An 18,363-nucleotide genomic window follows, 5' to 3' on the forward strand; every position below is an offset into this window, starting at 1 on the left:
CAATTCGTGGCACACATGATCACGGGGTCAGGACTTGACCCGGTCCCACGTCCGGTTCAAGTCCGGATCAGGGGGCTTGCCAGCGTGCGAGCAACGCGCCATGGCGCCGTTGCCAGTCACGCAGCGGCGCGTCCTCCCCGTCCAGCACCAGCCGGAGATAGGCCAGGCTCAGTTCGCGCGTGGCCGCCTTGACCTTGGGATTGAGGTCGAAGCCGCCGGTGTTCATCCGGTCGGTGAAGATGCTGTGCGAGCCGCCGCTGAACATCGCCAGCGCCTTGTGCGGACCGCCGGTCGCATCGAACAGCGCCACACGGTCCGCCGGGCCGCTGTAGTAGCCAGGGATGGTGATCTCGTCGTCGGTGGCGCTGATGTGCAGCGTGGGGATGGCGATGCCGCCCAGGATGGGCGCGGGGTCGCCTTCACCGTAGAACGGTGGCGCGGAGATCAGGATCGCCGCCTTGAAGCGCGGATCGGCCAGGGCGGGCATCGGCGCGCTTCCGCCCAGCAATCCCGTCGACGCCGGCACCTTGGCGCCGGCGAGCAGAAGGCTGGTGTTGGCGCCGTAGGAATGTCCTGCGATCGCGAGCCGTGCCGGGTCGAGCTGAGGACCCAAGGGTCCGGCGAGCAGTTGATCCAGCGCGAAGCGCACGTCCTGCGTGCGGTCGACGGCTTCTTCCGGTTGGGCCGCATGCTGCAGCCGCAGGACCAGGTTCAGCGAGTTGGACCAGCCGAAGCCGCCCGTCCACAGCCGGCGATCGCTGCCGATGTGCTGGACGTGCATCGCGACCACACCGTGGGCGGCCCAGTAGCTGCCAAGATAGCTGTAGCCTCGGCGCGAGCCGCCCATGCCATGCGAGAACACCACCACCGGCCAGCCACCGGCCGGAGCAGCGCCGCTGGGCCAATAGACGCGCACGGGGACCGCGCGGCGGCGAGCGGGATCGGTCCAGTCGAAGTCCTGCCAGTGGTGGCTGCCGTCGTCGGCCAGTTGCACACCGGGCTGCGCCGGCAAGTCGGGCCCGCTCGCAGGCGGGGGAGAGGCGCAGCCGATGAGCAGCGCCGTGAACGCTGCGACCGCCGAGGCGGCGAGCGCGGTCCAGCGCCACGTCCTGGTCACGATGTCAGAAGAGTTCGACGTCGCTCAGGTGCTTCGCCTCGAACATCGCGCCTTGCGCGACCAGCGTGGCGTGGCTTTGCACCTGGTTCCGTCCGGCGCCCTTGGCGTGATAGACGGCCTTGTCGGCGCGCTCGAAAGCCGCAGCCGGCGAATCGCCACCGCGGATCTGCGTGAAGCCGATGCTGACCGTGATGCGGCCGACCTGCGGGAACGCGTACTGCGCGGTGTTGTTGCGGAATCGCTCGAAGGCATGAGCCGCGTCGGGCTCGTCCTCGCAGCGCATCAGCACCACGAACTCCTCGCCGCCGAAGCGGTAGAGCAGGTCGTTGAAACGGAAGCTGCTGCGCATCAGGCGCGACAGCAGCAGCAGGACCTCATCGCCGATCAGATGGCCGAAACGGTCGTTGATCGACTTGAACAGGTCGATGTCGATCACGCCCAGCCAGTAGCGCGGATGCACGGCGGCATGCCGGCGGTCCTCCCCCGCCTCATCCTGCGCGGCGGCCTCGCCCAGCGCACGCATCGGCAGTTCCGAGACGGCCTTCAGGAAGCTCTCATCGAAGGTCTTGCGGTTGAGCAGGCCGGTCAGCGTGTCGCGCTCGCTGTAGTCCAGCAGCCCCTGGAAGTTGTGATAGATCCGCAGCACGCTGGAAACCATGCGCTGCGCCTCGGCCTTGAGGCGGCGCGCGGTGTGCAGTTCCAGCACGCCGACGACCTCGCGCTCGGTGGCGAGCGGGAACAGCGTCACCCACTCGTCGCCCTCGCGCTGCTGCAGCACGCTGCGCTGCGTCAGGCATTCGAGGCGACGGGCGTGCTCGGCCAGTCTGGGCAATGATTCGGGATCGACCCACAGCGAGTCGGCCGTGGCGACCGAGTCGCCCGAGCGCAGCCGCGCTCGGGTCAGCCAGCGTTGCTGGCCGGGCTCGCCGACGCAGCGGTAGATCGCCACCGCGGCCACCGGGCCGTTGAGCAGATCCCGCAGCGCGGTGACGAGCGTGACGTCCATGACATCGCGGTCACGGAAACCCGTCAGTTCGGCAAGATGGTCGACTACCCCGGACATGGTGTTTGCAGCGTGGAGGAAGGATCCTGGCGCCGGCTTTCCGATGTCCGGGAGGCCGGACGCTACGCCCTCGCCGGCTGGCCGGCGGACAGATGCGAAGTGTATCGGGCGATCAGGCCCAGCAGGTGCTCTTCGTCATAGGGCTTGCCCAGGTAATCGTTGACTCCGAGCCGTTGTGCATACTCGCGATGTTTCTGAGCGATCCGCGACGTGATCATGATCACGGGCAGTCCCGCCAGACGCGCGTCGGCACGCAGGTTGCGGACCAGGTCGAAGCCGTCCATGCGAGGCATCTCGATGTCCGACAGCACGACCGTGGGCAACTCGTCACCGCCCAGGCGCTCCATCGCATCCAGGCCGTCCTTGGCGAGCAGCACGCGGTAGCCCTCGCGCTCCAGCAGGCGCTGCGTGACGCGACGGACGGTCAGCGAGTCGTCGACCACCATCACCAGCGGTGCGAGCTGGACCTTGGCTTCCTCGACCACGACCTGGCGCGCCGCCGCTTCGGCGTCGTGCACGCGCTGCTGCGCGGCATGGCCGTAGCGGTTGGCCAGCGCCACCGGGTTGTAGATCAGCGCCACGTCGCCCGACGCCAGCAGGCTGATGCCCGCCAGACCCGGCACCTGCATCAGCTGCGGGCCCAGGTTCTTGATCACGACTTCCTGGTTGCCCAGGACTTCGTCGCAGTGCAGCGCCAGACGCTGTTGCGCGCTATGCACCAGCGCCACAGGCAGCGTCTTGCCATGGGCGAAGCCGCGGTCGCTGTGACGCATCAGGCCGCCGAGCCAGTAGAAGGGCATGCGCTCGCCAGCCGCCATCAGCGAGCCATCGACGTAGGCCTGCTCCACCGTCTCGACCGGCAGGCGCTGCACCGACAGCATCAGCGCCGCCGGCACCGCGACCTTGCGATCGCCGTAGCGCAGCACGACGACCTGCGTCAGCGCCGTCGTCAGCGGCACGCGCAGCTCGAAGCTCGCGCCCTGCCCCGCGGTCGACTGCGTCAGCACGTAGCCGCCCAGCGTGTTCACTTCGGAGCGGACCACGTCCATGCCGACGCCGCGGCCAGCCATTTCGGTCAGCGCATCGGCAGTGGAGAAGCCCGGCTCGTAGATGAGGTCCATCAGCTGCGAATCGCTGACGTCCTGGCCCGGCTGGATCAGGCCCTGGCTCTCGCCGCGGGCACGGATCCGCGCCAGATTCAGGCCGGCGCCGTCATCGCTGAAGCGGACCTGGATCTCGTTGCCTTCCTGATGCAGGTTCAGCACGATGCGGCCCACCGGGGCCTTGCCGGCCTGCTGGCGGACGTCCGGCGTCTCGATGCCGTGCACCACGCTGTTGCGCAGCAGATGCTCGAAGGCGCCCGTCAGACGCTCCAGCACGGCGCGGTCCAGTTCGACGCCGCCGCCGCGAATCTCGAGTTGCGCCTGCTTGCCGCTTTCGCGGGAAGCCTGGCGGACGACACGATGCAGACGCTCGCCCAGGCTGCTGTCGAACTCCACCATGCGCGTGCGCAGCAGGTCGTCCTGCAGCTCGCGCGTCAAACGGGACTGGCCGGCCAGTTCGTCTTCGCCCGCCGCGACGTTGCGCTGCAGGCCGCGCTGGACCGTGGCCACGTCGTTGACGGACTCGGCCAGCATCCGGGTCAGTTCCTGGAAGCGGGTGTAGCGATCGAACTCCAGCGGGTCGAAGTCCTTGCCGGTGGCCTGCGCGGCTTCCTGTCGAGCGGCGATGCGGGCCTCGGCCTGCAATTCCAGCTCACGCAACTGCGTGCGCAGGCGCTCCAGGTTGTCGTCCAGGTCGGACAGCGACGTGCGCATCTGGCCCAGCTCGGATTCCAGACGGGCACGACGGATGGACACTTCGCCGGAGAGCGCGGCCATGCGTTCCAGCAGCGCGCCACGGACGCGCACTTGCGCGGCCGGAGCGACCGGCGCGCTTTCCAGCGGCTGGCCAAGATCGGCGACCTCGCTGAAGTGAGCCCAGTCGATCTCGATGTCGGCCACGGGCACCGCCACGACGGGCGCGGGAACCGGCGCCTCCTCGACCGTCGGCGCCTCGACGACCGGTTCGGCGATCGCGGCAACAGGCTCGACAGCAAGTTCGGCGATCGGTTCTTCGATCACCGGTTCGGCCACGGGTTCTTCGACCGGCACAGCCGGTTCGACCAACTCCGCAATCTCCGCGACCGGGATCTCCGGTTCGGCCATCACGTCACCGGCCGAGGCCGGGATCGCATCCGACCCCTCGGCGGGCGATTCGACGGTTTCCACGGCCGGGGCGGACGCGGGAAGCTCGGCGATCGGCGCGGCCGGCGCCATCGGTGCGGGCACCACCGGCGTCGGATTGCGCCAGGTCCGCTGGAGCGTCTTGAAGGTATGTTCCAGGCTGTCGCCGGCGTCCTGCAACGCGAGCAGTTGCTCGAAGCGGGGTTCGCCGTCGGCCAGGAGGTGCTCGATCTGCGATTCCAGGCGGTGCGCTTCCTCGCCGAGACGCATCGCGCCGGACAGGCGCGCGCCGCCCTTGAAGGTGTGCAGCACACGCATGCAGGCCGCGGCCCGACTGGTGTCCGCCGGCTGGGCCGCCCACTCGCGCAACGCGCCGTGCAACTCACCCAGCAGGTCCTCGGCTTCCTCCTCGAAGATCGGCATCAGTTCCGGCTCGATCTGATCGGGCTGGTTGAAGTCGAAATCGTCGTCGGTCGCCTCGGCGGCCCGATGGAAGGCCGCCTGCGAGGTGGGGAATTCAGGCTCGTCCGGAACGACCGGCGTCACCGGAACGCTCAGCAGGCTGGCCGGCAGCGAGGCCGTGGACACTTCCTCCAGCGACATGGCCAACAGGCCCTCGTCGCTATCGGCATGACCGTCGGGCAGCGCCGCGCCCGGCTCGAAAGCCTGCAGTTCCACCAGCAGCGCCGGATCGGCTTCCTTCAGGAAGCCCGCGGCGAACTGATGCAGCAGGCGACGGATCTCGTCCGAGGCGCGTTGGAAGAGCGTCGGGTCGCCGACCTCATGACCCTGGGCACGGCCCAGGGCGTGCTCCAGGCAACGGGCAAGCGTCGACAGGTCGTCGAAGCCGACCGTCGCCGCGCTGCCGGCCAGGCCGTGCGCCAGCGCTTCCGCGTCCTGCGGCAGCGGCGATTGCGGGAGCAGCGACCACTCGGTCAATTCCACCTGCAGACGGCGCGAACGCTCGTCGGCTTCGTTCAGGAAGATGTTGAACAGCGCGATGCTGATGCGCAGCGGGCCGATGACCTTGACGCCTTCGTCGCTGTCCTCGGCGTCCTCGTCGGACGTCTCGATCGGTGCCTCGTCGACCGGCGGCGTGACCGCCGTTCCGCCCACCAGGCTCAGCGCTGGCGCGTGCGTCGCGGGCACGGGCGGCGTGTCCAGGTCGAGGTCCGGCAGGTCCAGATCCGACAAGGTACGCGGCGACAAGCCTTCCGGCGGCGTGTCGACCAGTTCCTCGCCCAGGTCCAGCGTCAGCGACAGATCCGGCGCAGACGCCGCATCGATCGTGGCCACCGGTTCGGTGTTCAGGTCGGACAGATCCAGCAGGTCCAACGCAGGCTCGTCGACCACCGACGCAACCGGCAACTCGTCCAGCGGCATCGGTGTCGTGGCCTCGATCTCGACCATCGGCGCGTCTTCCGGCCAGCCAGCCGGCAGGTCCATCGCCACATCCGCCGCTTCGGCGGACGTCAGCGTCGGCTCCAGGGCCTGCGTCGGCTCGTCGTGGAAGACCGGCGGCTCGACGGCAGGTGGCGGCTCGGCTGTCAACGGTGTCGTCAGCGACGACGGTTCGATCACGTCGGCCACGGTCGGCAGCGACATCGTCGTGTCGAGCGCGGGCAGATCGGCCGCGGACAACGCGTCCAAGTCGATCGAGGAACGCAGTTCCGGCACCGCCCGGGTCAATTCGGGCAGCTCGCCCGGGAAGTCCAGGGAGAAATCGGCGGGGGGCGTTGCGGGCTCGACGGCGGTGACGATGCCCAGGTCGGCCACCGGCAGCGCCGGCACGTCCAGACCGGGAAGATCCAATGCCGGCAGATCCAGCGACGGCAGGACCGAGCCCGTCGGAACCGGTTCCGCGTCCAGGCTGGCGAGCAGGTCCAGCGCGGCCCGTTCGTCGGATGCAGGTTCGGACGTGGCCGGCTGCGCAGGCGCCGCGACCTCGTCAGCGAGCGACAGCTCCGGCAGACCGGACAGATCGATGTCATGGACGTCGTCGACGGTGGGAACCTCGACGACCTCAGCCACCTCGGCGACCTCGATCACTTCAGGGACCGAGCCGACCTCGACCACTTCCACCACCTCGATGGCTTCAGGCAGGGCGGCAATCGGCGCGGCTGCGGGCGCGACCGGCTCGGCCGACACCTGCAGCGGCACGTAGCGGTTTTCCAGACGCAGCGCGTCGGCCGAAGCGCGGAATGGTGCGCTGTGGAAGCCGTGCGGACGCCCTTCGGCGATCGCCGCGGCCCAGGCCTGGAAGGCGTCCAGCGCTTCGTTGCTGAAGCGCAGCAGGTCCGAATCGGCCTGCGGATGCTCCGACAGGCGCTGGTTGTACAGCTGTTCGCAGGCCCAGCCCGCTTCGCCGAACTCGTTCAGCCCGACCATGCGCGAGCTGCCCTTCAACGTGTGGAAGGCGCGACGCGCGGTCGTCAGCTGTTCCTTGTCGCTGCCGTTGCGGGCGAGCGCGGTCATCGCCTCGCGAGCTGTCGTCACGACTTCGGCCGCCTCTTCCAGGAAGATGCCCAGCATCTCCTCGTCGATGGCTTCCTCGGCTTGCGGGATCGGCGCGCTCGGCGCCTGCGCCGGCGGGGCCGCGGGGGCGGCGGCCTCGATGAACTGCTGCAGCGACTCGGCCGCATGGCTGCCCGCGGCGTCGCCGCCGCCCGACAACAGCTGCTGCTGCGCCTGCTGGGCCGCCTGCGCCATGCCGAGGTCGTCGGCGGCGCGGGCTTCGTGAGAGATCCGCTCCAGATCGCGGGCCAGATCCTCGGTCGAACGATCGCCCTGCGCAACCGCTTGCGCCGTGGCCTGCAACTGATCGATCAGTTGGGGCTGTGCCGCAGCTTCCGCAGCGGCCAGTTCCTCCCCGTCCGCCTGCAATTCGCTTTCGCGGCCCACCAGCGACTGCAGCAGTCCGGTGTCTTCCTCGAAGCGGAACATGCGCTTGGCCAGTTGCGGCTGCACGCTCAGCATGTCGATCAGGAACCCCAACGCGCCCAGGTTGTGGGCGAGCCGGTCGAATTGCGCGCGCGGCCCCGACAGCGTCGGATCGACCTCGGTGTTGGCCAGCTCGTCGACCTGGTCGCGCATCTTCAGCGTCGCTTGCGCGGCCTGCGACAGGCCCAGCACGCTGAACACGCCCCGCATCGCCTGCAGCTGTCCCGGCACCGGAATCAGCAGGTCGCGCTTGCTGGGGTCGCGGAAATACTCATCGCACTGGCGCTCGACCTCGGACAGGCTCGCGCGCAGTTCATGGACGACGGAACCCAGCGTCTGCCGGTCGGCGACGCGGCGATAGAGCTCCTCCATCCAGCTCTCGAGCGCCAGCGGGGCTTCGCCGTGACCGACCGACTCAATACGGCGGGCCAGGCTCTTCACGCGCTCGCCCTGCTCAGGCTGGTCGAAGGCTTCGTCCTCGAGCGCGGCCTCCAGATAAAGCATCGACGTGGCGATCTCCATCGCCAGGGCCGGCTCGGGCGCGCGGCCCGAACGCAGCGTCGTGACGACGGCGCGGCGCAGCGTGTCGCCCAGCACTTCACCGCTCGGGAACAACTTCTGCAGCGACTCGGCGACGTTGGCGAACTGCTCGTCCAGGCCACCCAGCCGGTGGGTCTCGCCTTCGGCGGCAGAGGCCCAGGATTCTTTCGCCGCAACCACGCGACGCTTCGCGGCAGCGACCCAGTTCGGATCGATGCGGCCCAGCGCGTCGTCACGGTAGTCGACGGTGTCGGCCTCGACCAGACCATAGGCCTGCTGCACCGCGCTCAGGCGCGGCGCGGAACCCGGCTGCGCATGCTTGGCGGCGGCGGCAAAGAACAGCAGGTCCTTGGCCAGGCGCTCGGACGGCGCCGCGTCGCTGCCGGCGCGCAGTTGCGCGAGCAGGCGCGAACCGAGCCGCTTGACCAGCGTGTCCACCGGCAGCAGGCCGCGCGATTGGGCTTCGAACTGGCCCGCGGCCAGCATCCACAGCGTCCGCGCGTTGGCCTGCGTCTGTGTCAGCGCCAGACCGGCGCACAGATCGCTCAGCAGCTGCCCTTGTCCCGGCGCCGGCGCGCGCATCTGCTTGAGCAGCAGCGCTTCGAACGGGGTGCGCATCTGCTCGGACGTCAGCGCGCGCACGCCACGGTCCAGCGGCAGTTCGCGCCAGCGGAATTCCTCGGTCCACAGGTCGGCCGGGTGGATCCGACCGGCGCCGTTGAGCTCCTGCAGCGTCTGATAGGCGGGGAACAGCGCGAGCGAGCTCGGCTGTCCGCCAGCCAGTGTCTTGGCGATGAAGGCGAGCACCGCGAAGTCCGCGCGCTCGACCGCCTCGACCTCGGCGATGCTCACGGCGGCCGGGTTCTCGGCCAGGCGGAACAGCGTCGCCTCGGCGGCGCGAAGCAGATGCGCCGCGGCGGGCAGGCTGACGACCGCCAGCACGCCGGCGGCCTGGTGCATCTGCTGGGCCGCGCCTTGCAGGGCGGGACTGGGCTGGCCGTCGCCGCCCAGCGTCGTCGACCGCGCATCGGCATCGCGCAGCACGCGGCGAAGGGCCTTGTGCACCGATTCCAGCGTGCGGCGCAGCTCCTCCTGGACCCAGGCCAAGGGGCTCAGGTCGGCGGGGAACTCGGATTCGCGCGTAAGGTCCATGCTCGCTCTTGTTCTCTTCTAATTGTCGACGCGGTGCGGGGTGATCCCTGGTCTACCGGTGTGGCCGCGTGGTGGGGCCCGTCCGATCAGGACGTGACCTTGAACCGGGCCACCGATTGCTTCAGCGCTTCCGCCGACCGCGACAGCTCATGCACCATCTGGGCGGTGGAACGCGTACCGTCGGAGGTCTGCTCGGTCACCGCGAAGATGTGCTGGATGTTGGCGCCGACCTCGTTGGCGGCGCGCGCTTCGTTCTGCGCGACCGTCGAGATCTGGCCGATCAGGTCGTCCAGGCGACGCGACACCGAGTCGATGTCTTCCAGCGCGCGACCGGCCGCGTCTGACAGCTTCGTCCCCTCGACCACCCCCAGCGTGGAGCGCTCCATGGCGGCCACCGCATCGTGCGTGTCCGTCTGAATGGTCTTGACCAGCGCCGCGATCCGGCGCGTCGCGTCGGCGGAACGTTCCGCCAGACGCTGCACTTCTTCCGCCACGACCGAGAAGCCGCGGCCCGCTTCGCCGGCCGACGCCGCCTGGATGGCCGCGTTCAGCGCCAGCACGTTGGTCTGCTCGGTAATGTCCGAGATCAGCTCGGTGATCTCGCCAATTTCCTGCGAGGACTCGCCCAGCCGCTTGATGCGCTTGGACGTCTCCTGGATGTGGTCGCGGATCTGGTTCATACCGCCGATGTTGTTCTGCATCGCCTCCAGGCCCTGCTCCGCCGCTTCCCGCGACTGGCGGGCCACGTCGGCGGTCTGCTGGGCCTGCGCGGACACCTGGTTGATCCGGTGCGCCATCTGCAGCACGGCCTCGCCGGTGGCGCGGATCTCGTGCAGCTGTTCGGTCGACGCGGCCAGCAGTTCGGTCGAGGTCTGGTCGACCTGCGCGGTCGTGTCCGTCACCCGGACCGCCGTCGTCTGCACCTGGTGCACCAGCGAGCGCAGTTCTTCCACGGTGTAGTTCACCGAGTCGGCGATCGCGCCCGTGATGTCCTCGGTCACGGTCGCCTGGTGCGTCAGGTCGCCTTCCGCGACCGTCTGCAGTTCGTTCATCAGTCGCAGAATCGCGGCCTGGTTCGCGTCGTTGACGCGCTTGGCTTCCTGCTCCTGCGCCTCGGCTTCCCGACGCTGTTCTTCCGCCATCTGGGCACGACGCGACTGGTCGGACACGTACAGCCGCAGGAAGCCGACCGAACCGATCACCAGCACCGCCAGCGAGGCCAGCATGGCGATCAGCACCGCCGGATTCAGACCGCCGGCGGATTCCAGGCCGACGCCCAGGTCGTCCAGGTCCTTGCGAAGCAATTCCGAGTCATTGAGCATCGCCGTCTGCGCTTCCCGCGCAGACACCAGGCCCTGCAGGTTCGACAGGATGGCGGTGGCCTGCGAGCGGGTCTGGTCATACTGCGTCAGCAGCACCTTCAGACGTTCGCGCACCTGCGCGTCCTTGGCGCCGTTCAGGCGCAGCTCGGGGTTGCCGTTCAGCAGCGCCTGGGCGATCTCGCGGAACGCGTTCAGGTCCTTGCCGAGCAGGAACACGGCCTCGGGGCTCACGCCTTCCTGCGTCAGGAACTCGTTGGCGGACTTGCCGATCCGCTGGGTCAGCATCACCAGCTGGCCGACCGCCGCGACTTCGCCCGTCGGCGCCGAGCTCTGCAGCGACAGCGAGGCCACGGCCTCGGCGCTTTCCAGCAGGTCGGACGACTGCCGGTTGATCGCGCGCAGCGCGGCGCCGACCTGCGTCAACACCTTTTCCTGCGCCAGCATGACCTTGGTGTTCTTGTCGGCGCGCGCCACCATCGGGGCGATCTTCTCGAGCAGCGGATCGACCGAGCCCGGCGCCTTGGCCAGCTCACCGCTGCCGTCGCGCAGCGAGCCGATCACGCCGGTCAGGATCTCCGACGCTTCCTTCATTTCCGGGAACGCGTTCTTGTTGCCCAGCAGCGCGGTCGAGACCGCCTTGGCCAGACGTTGGGACTGCGTCGCCGCCTGACCCGCGCCGCGCACCTGCGCCGCGGAGCGGTTCGAGCTGATGAGCGACCAGGACACCGTCGTCGCCGTGCCGATCAGGCCGACGGCGACCAGCGCCGTCAACAGGCCGGTGCGGCGCTGCTCGGGCTGGCGCGCCACGGCCGGCATCGGCTGAGGCGATTCCGGGGCGGACGCCGAAGGCTGGTAGCCCGCGGACGTGTCCTGGAACTCCGGCGTGGGCTGTGCCGTGGTGATGATCGAGGGCTGGAAGTCTTGCGTGTCCTCCGGCGCCGAGCCCGCGTCGGTCTGCGGACCGGCGTCGAAGTCGTCGTTGCCCTCGTTCTTGCCCTTGTTCTTGATCTTGTCCAGGAAGCTCATCTCACCCTCGTTTGATCTCGTTCGTCGAATCGGCGCCTGTGACGGGACCGTCGTCTGGCTATCAGTTCAAAACAATGCGCAGGAATTGCGGATGCTGCGTCAGCGCATCCAGGTCCAGCACTTGCCAGCGCCGGCCCTGCCCGTCGCGCATGCGGGCAGGAGCGAAATCGGGATGGCCGCCCGCATCGGGCTCGGCCTGGAGCTGTTCATCGCCGCGCAAGCCCAGCAGCTGGTCCACCAGCAGCGCGCAGTTGATGCCCAGTTCCGGATTGATCGACACCAGCCGGTGGGCCGATGTCAGCGGGGCCGGACCCCGCAGGCCCAGGAAGGCCGACAGATCCACGACCGTGTGCAGACCGCCCCGCAAGTTGGCCACGCCCAGCATCCAAGGTTGCGTGTACGGGACCGCCTGAAGCGGCACCGGCGTGAAAATTTCGCCGGATTGCTTGAGCGGAAGCAGCAGGCCGAGGCCCGCGCATTCGACCGCCAGCCAACTCGCGGCCTGCGGCGCTTCACGCGCCGCCTGCATGCGCTGCGCCAGCCGTTGTTGAAGTTCGCGCAGCGCTTGCTTGTTGGCCATGATGTCAGCCCAACGCCTTGATCTTGGCCAGCAGCTCGTCGGCCTTGACCGGCTTGACGACGTAGTCGCGCGCGCCCTGGCGCATGCCCCAGACCTTGTCGGTTTCCTGGTTCTTGCTCGTGCACATGATCACCGGGACGTCGGCATAACGCTCGTCACGGGTGATGGCGCGGGTCAGCTGGAAGCCGTTCTGGCCGGGCATGACCACGTCCATCAGGATGAGGTCGGGCTTTTCCTCGGCCAGGCGCTTCATCGCCTCTTCGCCGTTCTCGGCGGTGCGCACGGTGAAGCCGCGCTTGGTCAGCAGGTCGCTCAGCGCGTGCAGCTCGGTCTTCGAATCGTCGACCAGCAGGATCTTGTGGATGGGCATGGGATCTCCCTCTGTCTTGGCTCGTGTCGATTCGCGTCGGTGGATTCGTCGTTCGAGCCAGGCGTGAGCGTCGTTGGATGTCGTGGATGAGGTCGTTGAAAGCGGGCTGTCCGTCGAGCCGGTCAGCCCACCTGGCAATGCTGTCGGACCGCCTGCAGCAGCTGGTCCTTCGTGAAGGGCTTGGTCAGGTAGTCCTGCGAGCCGACCATCCGGCCGCGGGCCTTGTCGAACAGGCCGTCCTTGGACGACAGCATGATCACGGGCACCGACGCGAACTGCGGGTTGCGCTTGATGATGGCGCAGGTCTGGTAACCATCCAGGCGCGGCATCAGGATGTCGCAGAACACGAGGTCGGGCTGGTAATCGCTCAGCTTGGCCAGCGCGTCGAAACCGTCTTCGGCCAGGACGACCTCATGGCCGCCCTGCTTCAGGAAGATCTCGGCGCTGCGGCGGATCGTGTTGCTGTCATCGATGACCAGCACCTTGGTCGCCGTGCGGGGGCTTGCGCTGGAATCCAAGCTCTTCTCCGTATTGTTCAGACAATGGTTGTCAAAGAGATTTCAGGCTCGCGACAGGCGCCGAGCACTGGAAGGAACGCCGGATGATCGAGGACCGGCCCCTGGCCGAAAGCTCGATGCGAGGGTCAGATCTGGACCATTTCGAAGTCTTCCTTGCGGGCGCCGCATTCGGGACAGGTCCAGTTCATGTCGACATCTTCCCAGCGCGTGCCGGCAGCGATGCCGTGTTCAGGGTCGCCCTCGGCCTCGTCGTACATCCAGCCGCAGATCAGGCACATCCAGGTCCTTGCTTCGCTCACGATGGGTTGACTTTGCATCACTACAATGATCGAAAGATTGTAGCCATGCCCCCGGTCAGGCCCGGGGGGCGGAAGTACCGATGAAACAACAGTCGGTTGCGGTGCTTCTTCACGTTATGCGCACCAGTTCACGGCTTATCGCCGAACCATTCATGAGCCGCCCAGACCCGCACCAACAAGATCCCCAGGACGCCGCCGCGATCGATGACCAGGACTCGCCGCCCCCGGCCTGCGTGATGAGCTTCAACGCGTCCGACCCCAGCGGCGCGGGCGGCAGCGCCGGCGACGTCGCCACCATCGCCGCCATGGGCGCGCACGCCCTGCCGGTCGTCACCGCCATCGTCATGCGCGACACCGCCGAGGTCTTCGACCACCAGACCCTGGACGGCGACTGCATCGTCGAGCAGGCCCGCTCCATCCTCGAGGATGTCCCGGTCGCCGCCTGGAAGGTCGGCTTCCTGGGCAGCGCCGAAGGCGTCTCCTCGGTCGCCGAGGTCCTGTCCGACTATCCCGACGTGCCGCTGGTGGCCTACCTGCCCAGCATCTCCTGGCTGGACGAGGAACAGCAGCAGAGCTACCTCGACGCGTTCCGGGAACTGGTGCTGCCGCAGACGCTGGTGCTGGTCGGCAACCAGAAGACGCTGAGCGACTGCCTGCTGCCCGACTGGGACGCGGACCGCCCGGCATCCCCGCGCGAGCTGGCCGTCGCCGCGCAGCAACACGGCGCCGCGAACGTGCTGGTGACCGGCATCCAGCTGCCCAACCAGTACATCGACAACGTGCTGGCCAACTCCCAGGGCGCGATCACCGGGGAGAAGTTCGAGCGTTTCGAGGCCAGCTTCGTCGGCTCGGGCGACACGCTGTCGGCGGCGCTGGCGGCGCTGCTGTCGGTAGGCTCCGAACCGCACGACGCCGTCGGCGAGGCGCTCGCCTTCCTCGACCAGTCGCTGGAGGCGGGCTTCCGCCCCGGCATGGGCAACGTGGTGCCGGACCGCTTCTTCTGGGCGCTGCCGCCCGGCGAGGAGGGGGAGGAAGGCGCCGAGACCGCGCCGGCCACCGACGAGATGCCGATCGACGAGCCGCCCAGCCGCGGCCCTCGCCGCATCCATTGAGACCGCCGAGGGCGCCCGCGCGGCGCCCTTGTCCTTTTCCGCCTTGAGTTGGCCGAGCGCCACGCAGCACCGGATTTCCCCATGAGCCAGAACGAGACCCTGTTCGCCCGCGCCCAGCGCGTCATTCCCGGCGGCGTGAATTCGCCGGTGCGCGCCTTCCGCGCGGTCGGCGGCACGCCGCGCTTCATCACGCGCGGCGAAGGCGCCTACATCGTCGACGCCGACGGCAAGCGCTACATCGACTACATCGGCTCCTGGGGCCCGATGATCCTGGGCCACGGCCATCCGGCGGTCGTCGAGGCGGTCCAGAAGGCCGTGCTGGAGGGCTTCTCCTTCGGCGCGCCGACCGAGCGCGAGGTCGAACTGGCCGAGGAGATCCTGGCGCTGGTCCCCAGCTGCGAGCAGGTCCGCCTGGTCAGCTCCGGCACCGAGGCGACGATGAGCGCGATCCGGCTGGCCCGCGGCGCGACGCAGCGCAACAAGTTCATCAAGTTCGAGGGCTGCTACCACGGCCACACCGACGCGCTGCTGGTGAAGGCAGGCTCGGGACTGGCGACCTTCGGTCACCCGACCTCGGCCGGCGTGCCCGAGGCGACGGCGCAGCACACCATCGTGCTGGAGTACAACAACGTCGCCCAGCTGGAAGAGGCCTTCGTCCTGCACGGCCCGGAACTGGCCTGCGTGATCGTCGAGCCGATCGCCGGCAACATGAACTTCGTGCGCGCCAGCGTGCCCTTCATGACCCGGATGCGCGAGCTGTGCCGCGAACACGGCGCCCTGCTGGTGCTGGACGAGGTGATGACCGGTTTCCGCGTCGGCCTGCGCAGCGCGCAAGGCGTGTACGCCGACCTGATCCCCGGTTTCGTGCCGGACATCAGCGTGTTCGGCAAGGTCATCGGCGGCGGCATGCCGCTGGCGGCCTTCGGCGCGAGCCGCGAGATCATGCGCCACCTGGCCCCGCTGGGCGGCGTCTACCAGGCGGGCACGCTGTCGGGCAACCCGGTGGCGACCGCCTGCGGCCTGGCGACGCTGCGCGAGATCAAGAAGCCCGGCTTCTTCGATGCCCTGTCGGCGCGCACGCGCCGTCTGGTCGACGGCCTGAAGGCCGTGGCGGCCGAGAACGGCGTGCCCTTCAGCGCCGACAGCGAAGGCGGTATGTTCGGCTTCTTCCTGATGCCGGAACTGCCGCAGAACTACACGACCGTCATGACGACGGACAAGGAGCGCTTCAACCGCTTCTTCCACGCGATGCTGGACGCCGGCGTGTACCTGGCACCGGCGCTGTACGAGGCCGGCTTCGTGTCCGCCGCGCACACCGATGCCGACATCGACGCCACGCTGGCAGCAGCTCGCGCCGCACTGCGCTGAGCGCGTCGGCAGACCGGGCGGGCGGCCCGGTTGCCGGTTCGGGAAAGCCTGGCCTCGGCAAACACTGAGCCAGCACTGTCGCGATCCTTTCAAACCGCGACAGGCATTACGCTTGCTTACCGATTGGTACAGCAGCTGAGAGACAGACATGCATATCCACATCCTTGGCATCTGCGGCACCTTCATGGGCGGCCTGGCGGCCCTCGCCCGCGAAGCCGGCCACACGGTGACCGGTTGCGATGCCAACGTCTATCCGCCGATGTCGACGCAGCTGGAGGCCCTGGGCATCGAGCTGATCCAGGGCTTCGGCGCGGAACAGCTGGCCCTCAAGCCCGACCTGTTCGTGATCGGCAACGTGGTGACGCGCTCGTCCGAGGGACGCTTCCCGCTGATGGAGGCCATCCTCGACGCCGGCCTGCCCTACACCAGCGGACCGCAATGGCTGGCGGAGCACGTGCTCCAGGGCAGGCACGTGCTGGCGGTCGCCGGCACGCACGGCAAGACCTCGACGAGCTCGATGCTGACCTGGATCCTGGAATCGGCGGGCCTGGCGCCGGGTTTCCTGATCGGCGGCGTGCCGCAGAACTTCGGTGTCTCGGCGCGCCTGGGCGGCGGCAGCTTCTTCGTCATCGAGGCCGACGAGTACGACACCGCCTTCTTCGACAAGCGCAGCAAGTTCGTCCACTACCGGCCGCGCACGGCGATCCTGAACAACCTCGAGCACGACCACGCCGACATCTTCCCGGACCTGACCGCGATCGAGACCCAGTTCCACCACTTGGTGCGGACGGTGCCCGCATCGGGGCGGCTGGTCGTCAACGCGCGCGAGGAAGCGCTGCAGCGCGTGCTGTCGCGCGGCTGCTGGAGCGAGGTGCAACGCTTCGGCGCCCGCAAGGAGGAGCCCGGCGCGCTGCGCGCGCGCGGCGAGCCGCAGTCCTTCGACGTGCTGCGCGGCAGCCTGAAGGTCGGCCACGTCAACTGGGAGCTGCTTGGCGAGCACAACCAGCTCAACGCGCTGGCCGCGATCGCCGCGGCGGAGCACGTCGGCGTCGATGCCGGGCAGGCGGCGGCATCGCTGGACAGCTTCAAGAACGTGCGCCGGCGGCTGGAACTGCGCGGCGAGGTGCGCGGCATCAAGGTCTACGACGACTTCGCGCACCACCCGACGGCCATCCACACGACCGTCGACGGCCTGCGCCGCCGCATCGCGCCGCAGGAACGCATCCTGGCGGTCTTCGAGCCGCGTTCCAACACGATGAAGCTGGGCACGATGAAGGCGCAACTCCCCTGGGCGCTGGAGGAAGCCGACCTGAGCTTCTGCAACCAGGACGGCCTGACCTGGGACGCACGCGAGGCACTGGCCCCGCTCGGCGAGCAGGGCCTGGTGGGCGCGAACGTCGATGACCTGGTGGCGATGGTCAAGCGCGCGGCCAAGCCCGGCGATCATGTGCTGTGCATGAGCAACGGCGGCTTCGGCGGCATCCACGAAAAGCTGCTGGACGCGCTGAAGTAAACCGGCGATCCTGCGCCGCCGTCCCGGTTTTGCATCGGCGGCGGACGGGCACGCCGCGTGCCGATCCGGCGATCCCCGCCCCCTGCAAGATCCTTCAAGATTCCCGAGGAGCGACTTCACGATGAGTGGTCCTGGCAAGCTGGTGCCTGCGCTGCAGAACCGGTCCTTCCTGTGCCTGCTGGCGCTGGTGACGGTGGCGTTCGGCTGGATCGTCTGGCCGATGATGAGCGCGATCCTGTGGGGCGTGGCGCTGGCCATCGTGTTCCAGCCGCTGTATCGCAAGCTGCTGCGCAAGACGAAACGGCCCGGGCCGTCGGCGGGGCTGACGATCCTCGTGATCCTGCTGCTGGTCGTGCTGCCGATGACCTACGTGATGGGCGCGCTGGTGCGGGAGGCGGCGGTCGTCTTCGAGATGGTCAAGTCCGGCCAGTTCAACTTCAACACCTATGTAGCGCAGATCTACGCGGCGCTGCCGTCGTGGCTGCTCGACGTGCTGGAGCGGCTGGGCCTGCACAACCTGGCGAACCTGCAGGAGAAGCTGGGCAGCGCGCTGAACCAGGGCAGCCAGTTCATAGCGACGAAGGCGCTGGGTTTCGGGCAGGACACCTTCGATTTCCTGGTGAGCTTCTTCGTGATGCTCTACCTGCTGTACTTCCTGCTGCGCGACGGCGAGCAGCTCTCGACGCGCATCCGCGATGCGCTGCCGCTGCAGGACTCGTACAAGCGCCAGCTGGGCGAGAAGTTCCGGACGGTGATCCGCGCGACGGTCAAGGGCAACATCGCCGTGGCGGCGATCCAGGGCGCGCTGGGCGGTATCGCGTTCTGGGTGCTGGGCATCCACGCGCCGGTGCTGTGGGCGGTGCTGATGGCCTTCCTGTCGCTGCTGCCCGCGGTCGGCGCGGCGCTGGTGTGGGCGCCGGTGGCGATCTACCTGCTGTCGACCGGGCACGTCGGCTCCGGCATCGGCCTGATCGTCTTCGGCACCGTGGTCATCGGCCTGGTGGACAACCTGCTGCGGCCGCTGCTGGTCGGCAAGGACACCAAGATGCCGGACTACGTGGTGCTGCTGTCGACGCTGGGCGGGATGGCGGTGTTCGGCATCAACGGCTTCGTCATCGGCCCGCTGATCGCGGCGATGTTCATCGCGGTCTGGGACATCGTCGCGGCCGAACGGCGCTATCCGGTCGGGGACAACCACTGACAGGCCAGCGCCCGCAC

Annotated in this window: 12 protein-coding genes; 4 read left to right on the top strand and 8 right to left on the bottom strand. The window is 68.6% G+C overall.

Annotation, left to right across the window (positions count from 1 at the left end; translation table 11 throughout):
* Positions 1–67 precede the first annotated feature (67 nt).
* From ACQ4L4_RS17225 to ACQ4L4_RS17260, 8 genes are all read right to left on the bottom strand, one after another.
* Entirely contained in the window at positions 68–1,117 is a 1,050-nt protein-coding gene (locus tag ACQ4L4_RS17225) for an alpha/beta hydrolase family protein (protein WP_431100147.1), read from the bottom strand.
* A 4-nt stretch (positions 1,118–1,121) separates the two neighbouring features.
* Positions 1,122–2,180, bottom strand: a complete 1,059-nt coding sequence (locus ACQ4L4_RS17230) for a GGDEF domain-containing protein (RefSeq protein WP_431100148.1) — start codon at positions 2,178–2,180, stop codon at positions 1,122–1,124.
* Positions 2,181–2,242: 62 nt separating this feature from the next.
* Positions 2,243–9,037, bottom strand: coding sequence for an Hpt domain-containing protein (locus ACQ4L4_RS17235; protein ID WP_431100149.1), 6,795 nt, complete (start codon positions 9,035–9,037; stop codon positions 2,243–2,245).
* 86 nt (positions 9,038–9,123) lie between these two features.
* The gene (locus ACQ4L4_RS17240; RefSeq protein WP_431100150.1) at positions 9,124–11,385 is read right to left on the bottom strand and encodes a methyl-accepting chemotaxis protein; all 2,262 of its coding nucleotides are present in this window, start codon (positions 11,383–11,385) and stop codon (positions 9,124–9,126) included.
* A 61-nt stretch (positions 11,386–11,446) separates the two neighbouring features.
* Positions 11,447–11,965, bottom strand: coding sequence for a chemotaxis protein CheW (locus ACQ4L4_RS17245; RefSeq protein ID WP_377160250.1), 519 nt, complete (start codon positions 11,963–11,965; stop codon positions 11,447–11,449).
* 4 nt (positions 11,966–11,969) lie between these two features.
* Complete coding sequence (locus ACQ4L4_RS17250) at positions 11,970–12,335, bottom strand: response regulator transcription factor (protein WP_088406380.1); 366 nt, start codon at positions 12,333–12,335, stop codon at positions 11,970–11,972.
* A gap of 122 nt (positions 12,336–12,457) precedes the next feature.
* On the bottom strand, positions 12,458–12,853 hold the full coding sequence (locus ACQ4L4_RS17255) for a response regulator (RefSeq protein ID WP_331615093.1): 396 nt from the start codon (positions 12,851–12,853) through the stop codon (positions 12,458–12,460).
* 125 nt (positions 12,854–12,978) lie between these two features.
* Positions 12,979–13,170, bottom strand: a complete 192-nt coding sequence (locus ACQ4L4_RS17260) for a rubredoxin (RefSeq protein WP_431100151.1) — start codon at positions 13,168–13,170, stop codon at positions 12,979–12,981.
* 134 nt (positions 13,171–13,304) lie between these two features.
* Here ACQ4L4_RS17260 and thiD point away from each other — a divergent pair, with 134 nt between their 5' ends.
* From thiD to ACQ4L4_RS17280, 4 genes are all read left to right on the top strand, one after another.
* Positions 13,305–14,264, top strand: coding sequence for a bifunctional hydroxymethylpyrimidine kinase/phosphomethylpyrimidine kinase (gene thiD, locus ACQ4L4_RS17265; RefSeq protein ID WP_377160246.1), 960 nt, complete (start codon positions 13,305–13,307; stop codon positions 14,262–14,264).
* Between the two features lie 81 nt (positions 14,265–14,345).
* Entirely contained in the window at positions 14,346–15,632 is a 1,287-nt protein-coding gene (hemL, locus tag ACQ4L4_RS17270) for a glutamate-1-semialdehyde 2,1-aminomutase (RefSeq protein ID WP_431100152.1), read from the top strand.
* A gap of 148 nt (positions 15,633–15,780) precedes the next feature.
* Positions 15,781–17,145, top strand: coding sequence for a UDP-N-acetylmuramate:L-alanyl-gamma-D-glutamyl-meso-diaminopimelate ligase (mpl, locus tag ACQ4L4_RS17275; RefSeq protein ID WP_431100153.1), 1,365 nt, complete (start codon positions 15,781–15,783; stop codon positions 17,143–17,145).
* Between the two features lie 121 nt (positions 17,146–17,266).
* Positions 17,267–18,346 carry an AI-2E family transporter gene (locus tag ACQ4L4_RS17280; RefSeq protein WP_431100154.1) on the top strand — a complete coding sequence of 360 codons (1,080 nt, stop codon included), beginning with the start codon at positions 17,267–17,269 and terminating at the stop codon, positions 18,344–18,346.
* Positions 18,347–18,363 lie beyond the last annotated feature (17 nt).

Origin of the sequence: Roseateles noduli (genome assembly GCF_050626985.1) — a bacterium.
Classification (GTDB): Bacteria; Pseudomonadota; Gammaproteobacteria; order Burkholderiales; family Burkholderiaceae_C; genus Roseateles; species Roseateles noduli_A.

What these genes read in the sequence shown, in the direction of transcription:
- ACQ4L4_RS17230 (WP_431100148.1), bottom strand. Translation starts at nt 2,180, where the DNA reads ATGTCCGGGGTAGTCGACCATCTTGCCGAACTGACGGGTTTCCGTGAC.
- ACQ4L4_RS17235 (WP_431100149.1), bottom strand. Translation starts at nt 9,037, where the DNA reads ATGGACCTTACGCGCGAATCCGAGTTCCCCGCCGACCTGAGCCCCTTG.
- ACQ4L4_RS17240 (WP_431100150.1), bottom strand. Translation starts at nt 11,385, where the DNA reads ATGAGCTTCCTGGACAAGATCAAGAACAAGGGCAAGAACGAGGGCAAC.
- ACQ4L4_RS17245 (WP_377160250.1), bottom strand. Translation starts at nt 11,965, where the DNA reads ATGGCCAACAAGCAAGCGCTGCGCGAACTTCAACAACGGCTGGCGCAG.
- ACQ4L4_RS17250 (WP_088406380.1), bottom strand. Translation starts at nt 12,335, where the DNA reads ATGCCCATCCACAAGATCCTGCTGGTCGACGATTCGAAGACCGAGCTG.
- ACQ4L4_RS17260 (WP_431100151.1), bottom strand. Translation starts at nt 13,170, where the DNA reads ATGCAAAGTCAACCCATCGTGAGCGAAGCAAGGACCTGGATGTGCCTG.
- thiD (WP_377160246.1), top strand. Translation starts at nt 13,305, where the DNA reads ATGAGCCGCCCAGACCCGCACCAACAAGATCCCCAGGACGCCGCCGCG.
- hemL (WP_431100152.1), top strand. Translation starts at nt 14,346, where the DNA reads ATGAGCCAGAACGAGACCCTGTTCGCCCGCGCCCAGCGCGTCATTCCC.
- mpl (WP_431100153.1), top strand. Translation starts at nt 15,781, where the DNA reads ATGCATATCCACATCCTTGGCATCTGCGGCACCTTCATGGGCGGCCTG.
- ACQ4L4_RS17280 (WP_431100154.1), top strand. Translation starts at nt 17,267, where the DNA reads ATGAGTGGTCCTGGCAAGCTGGTGCCTGCGCTGCAGAACCGGTCCTTC.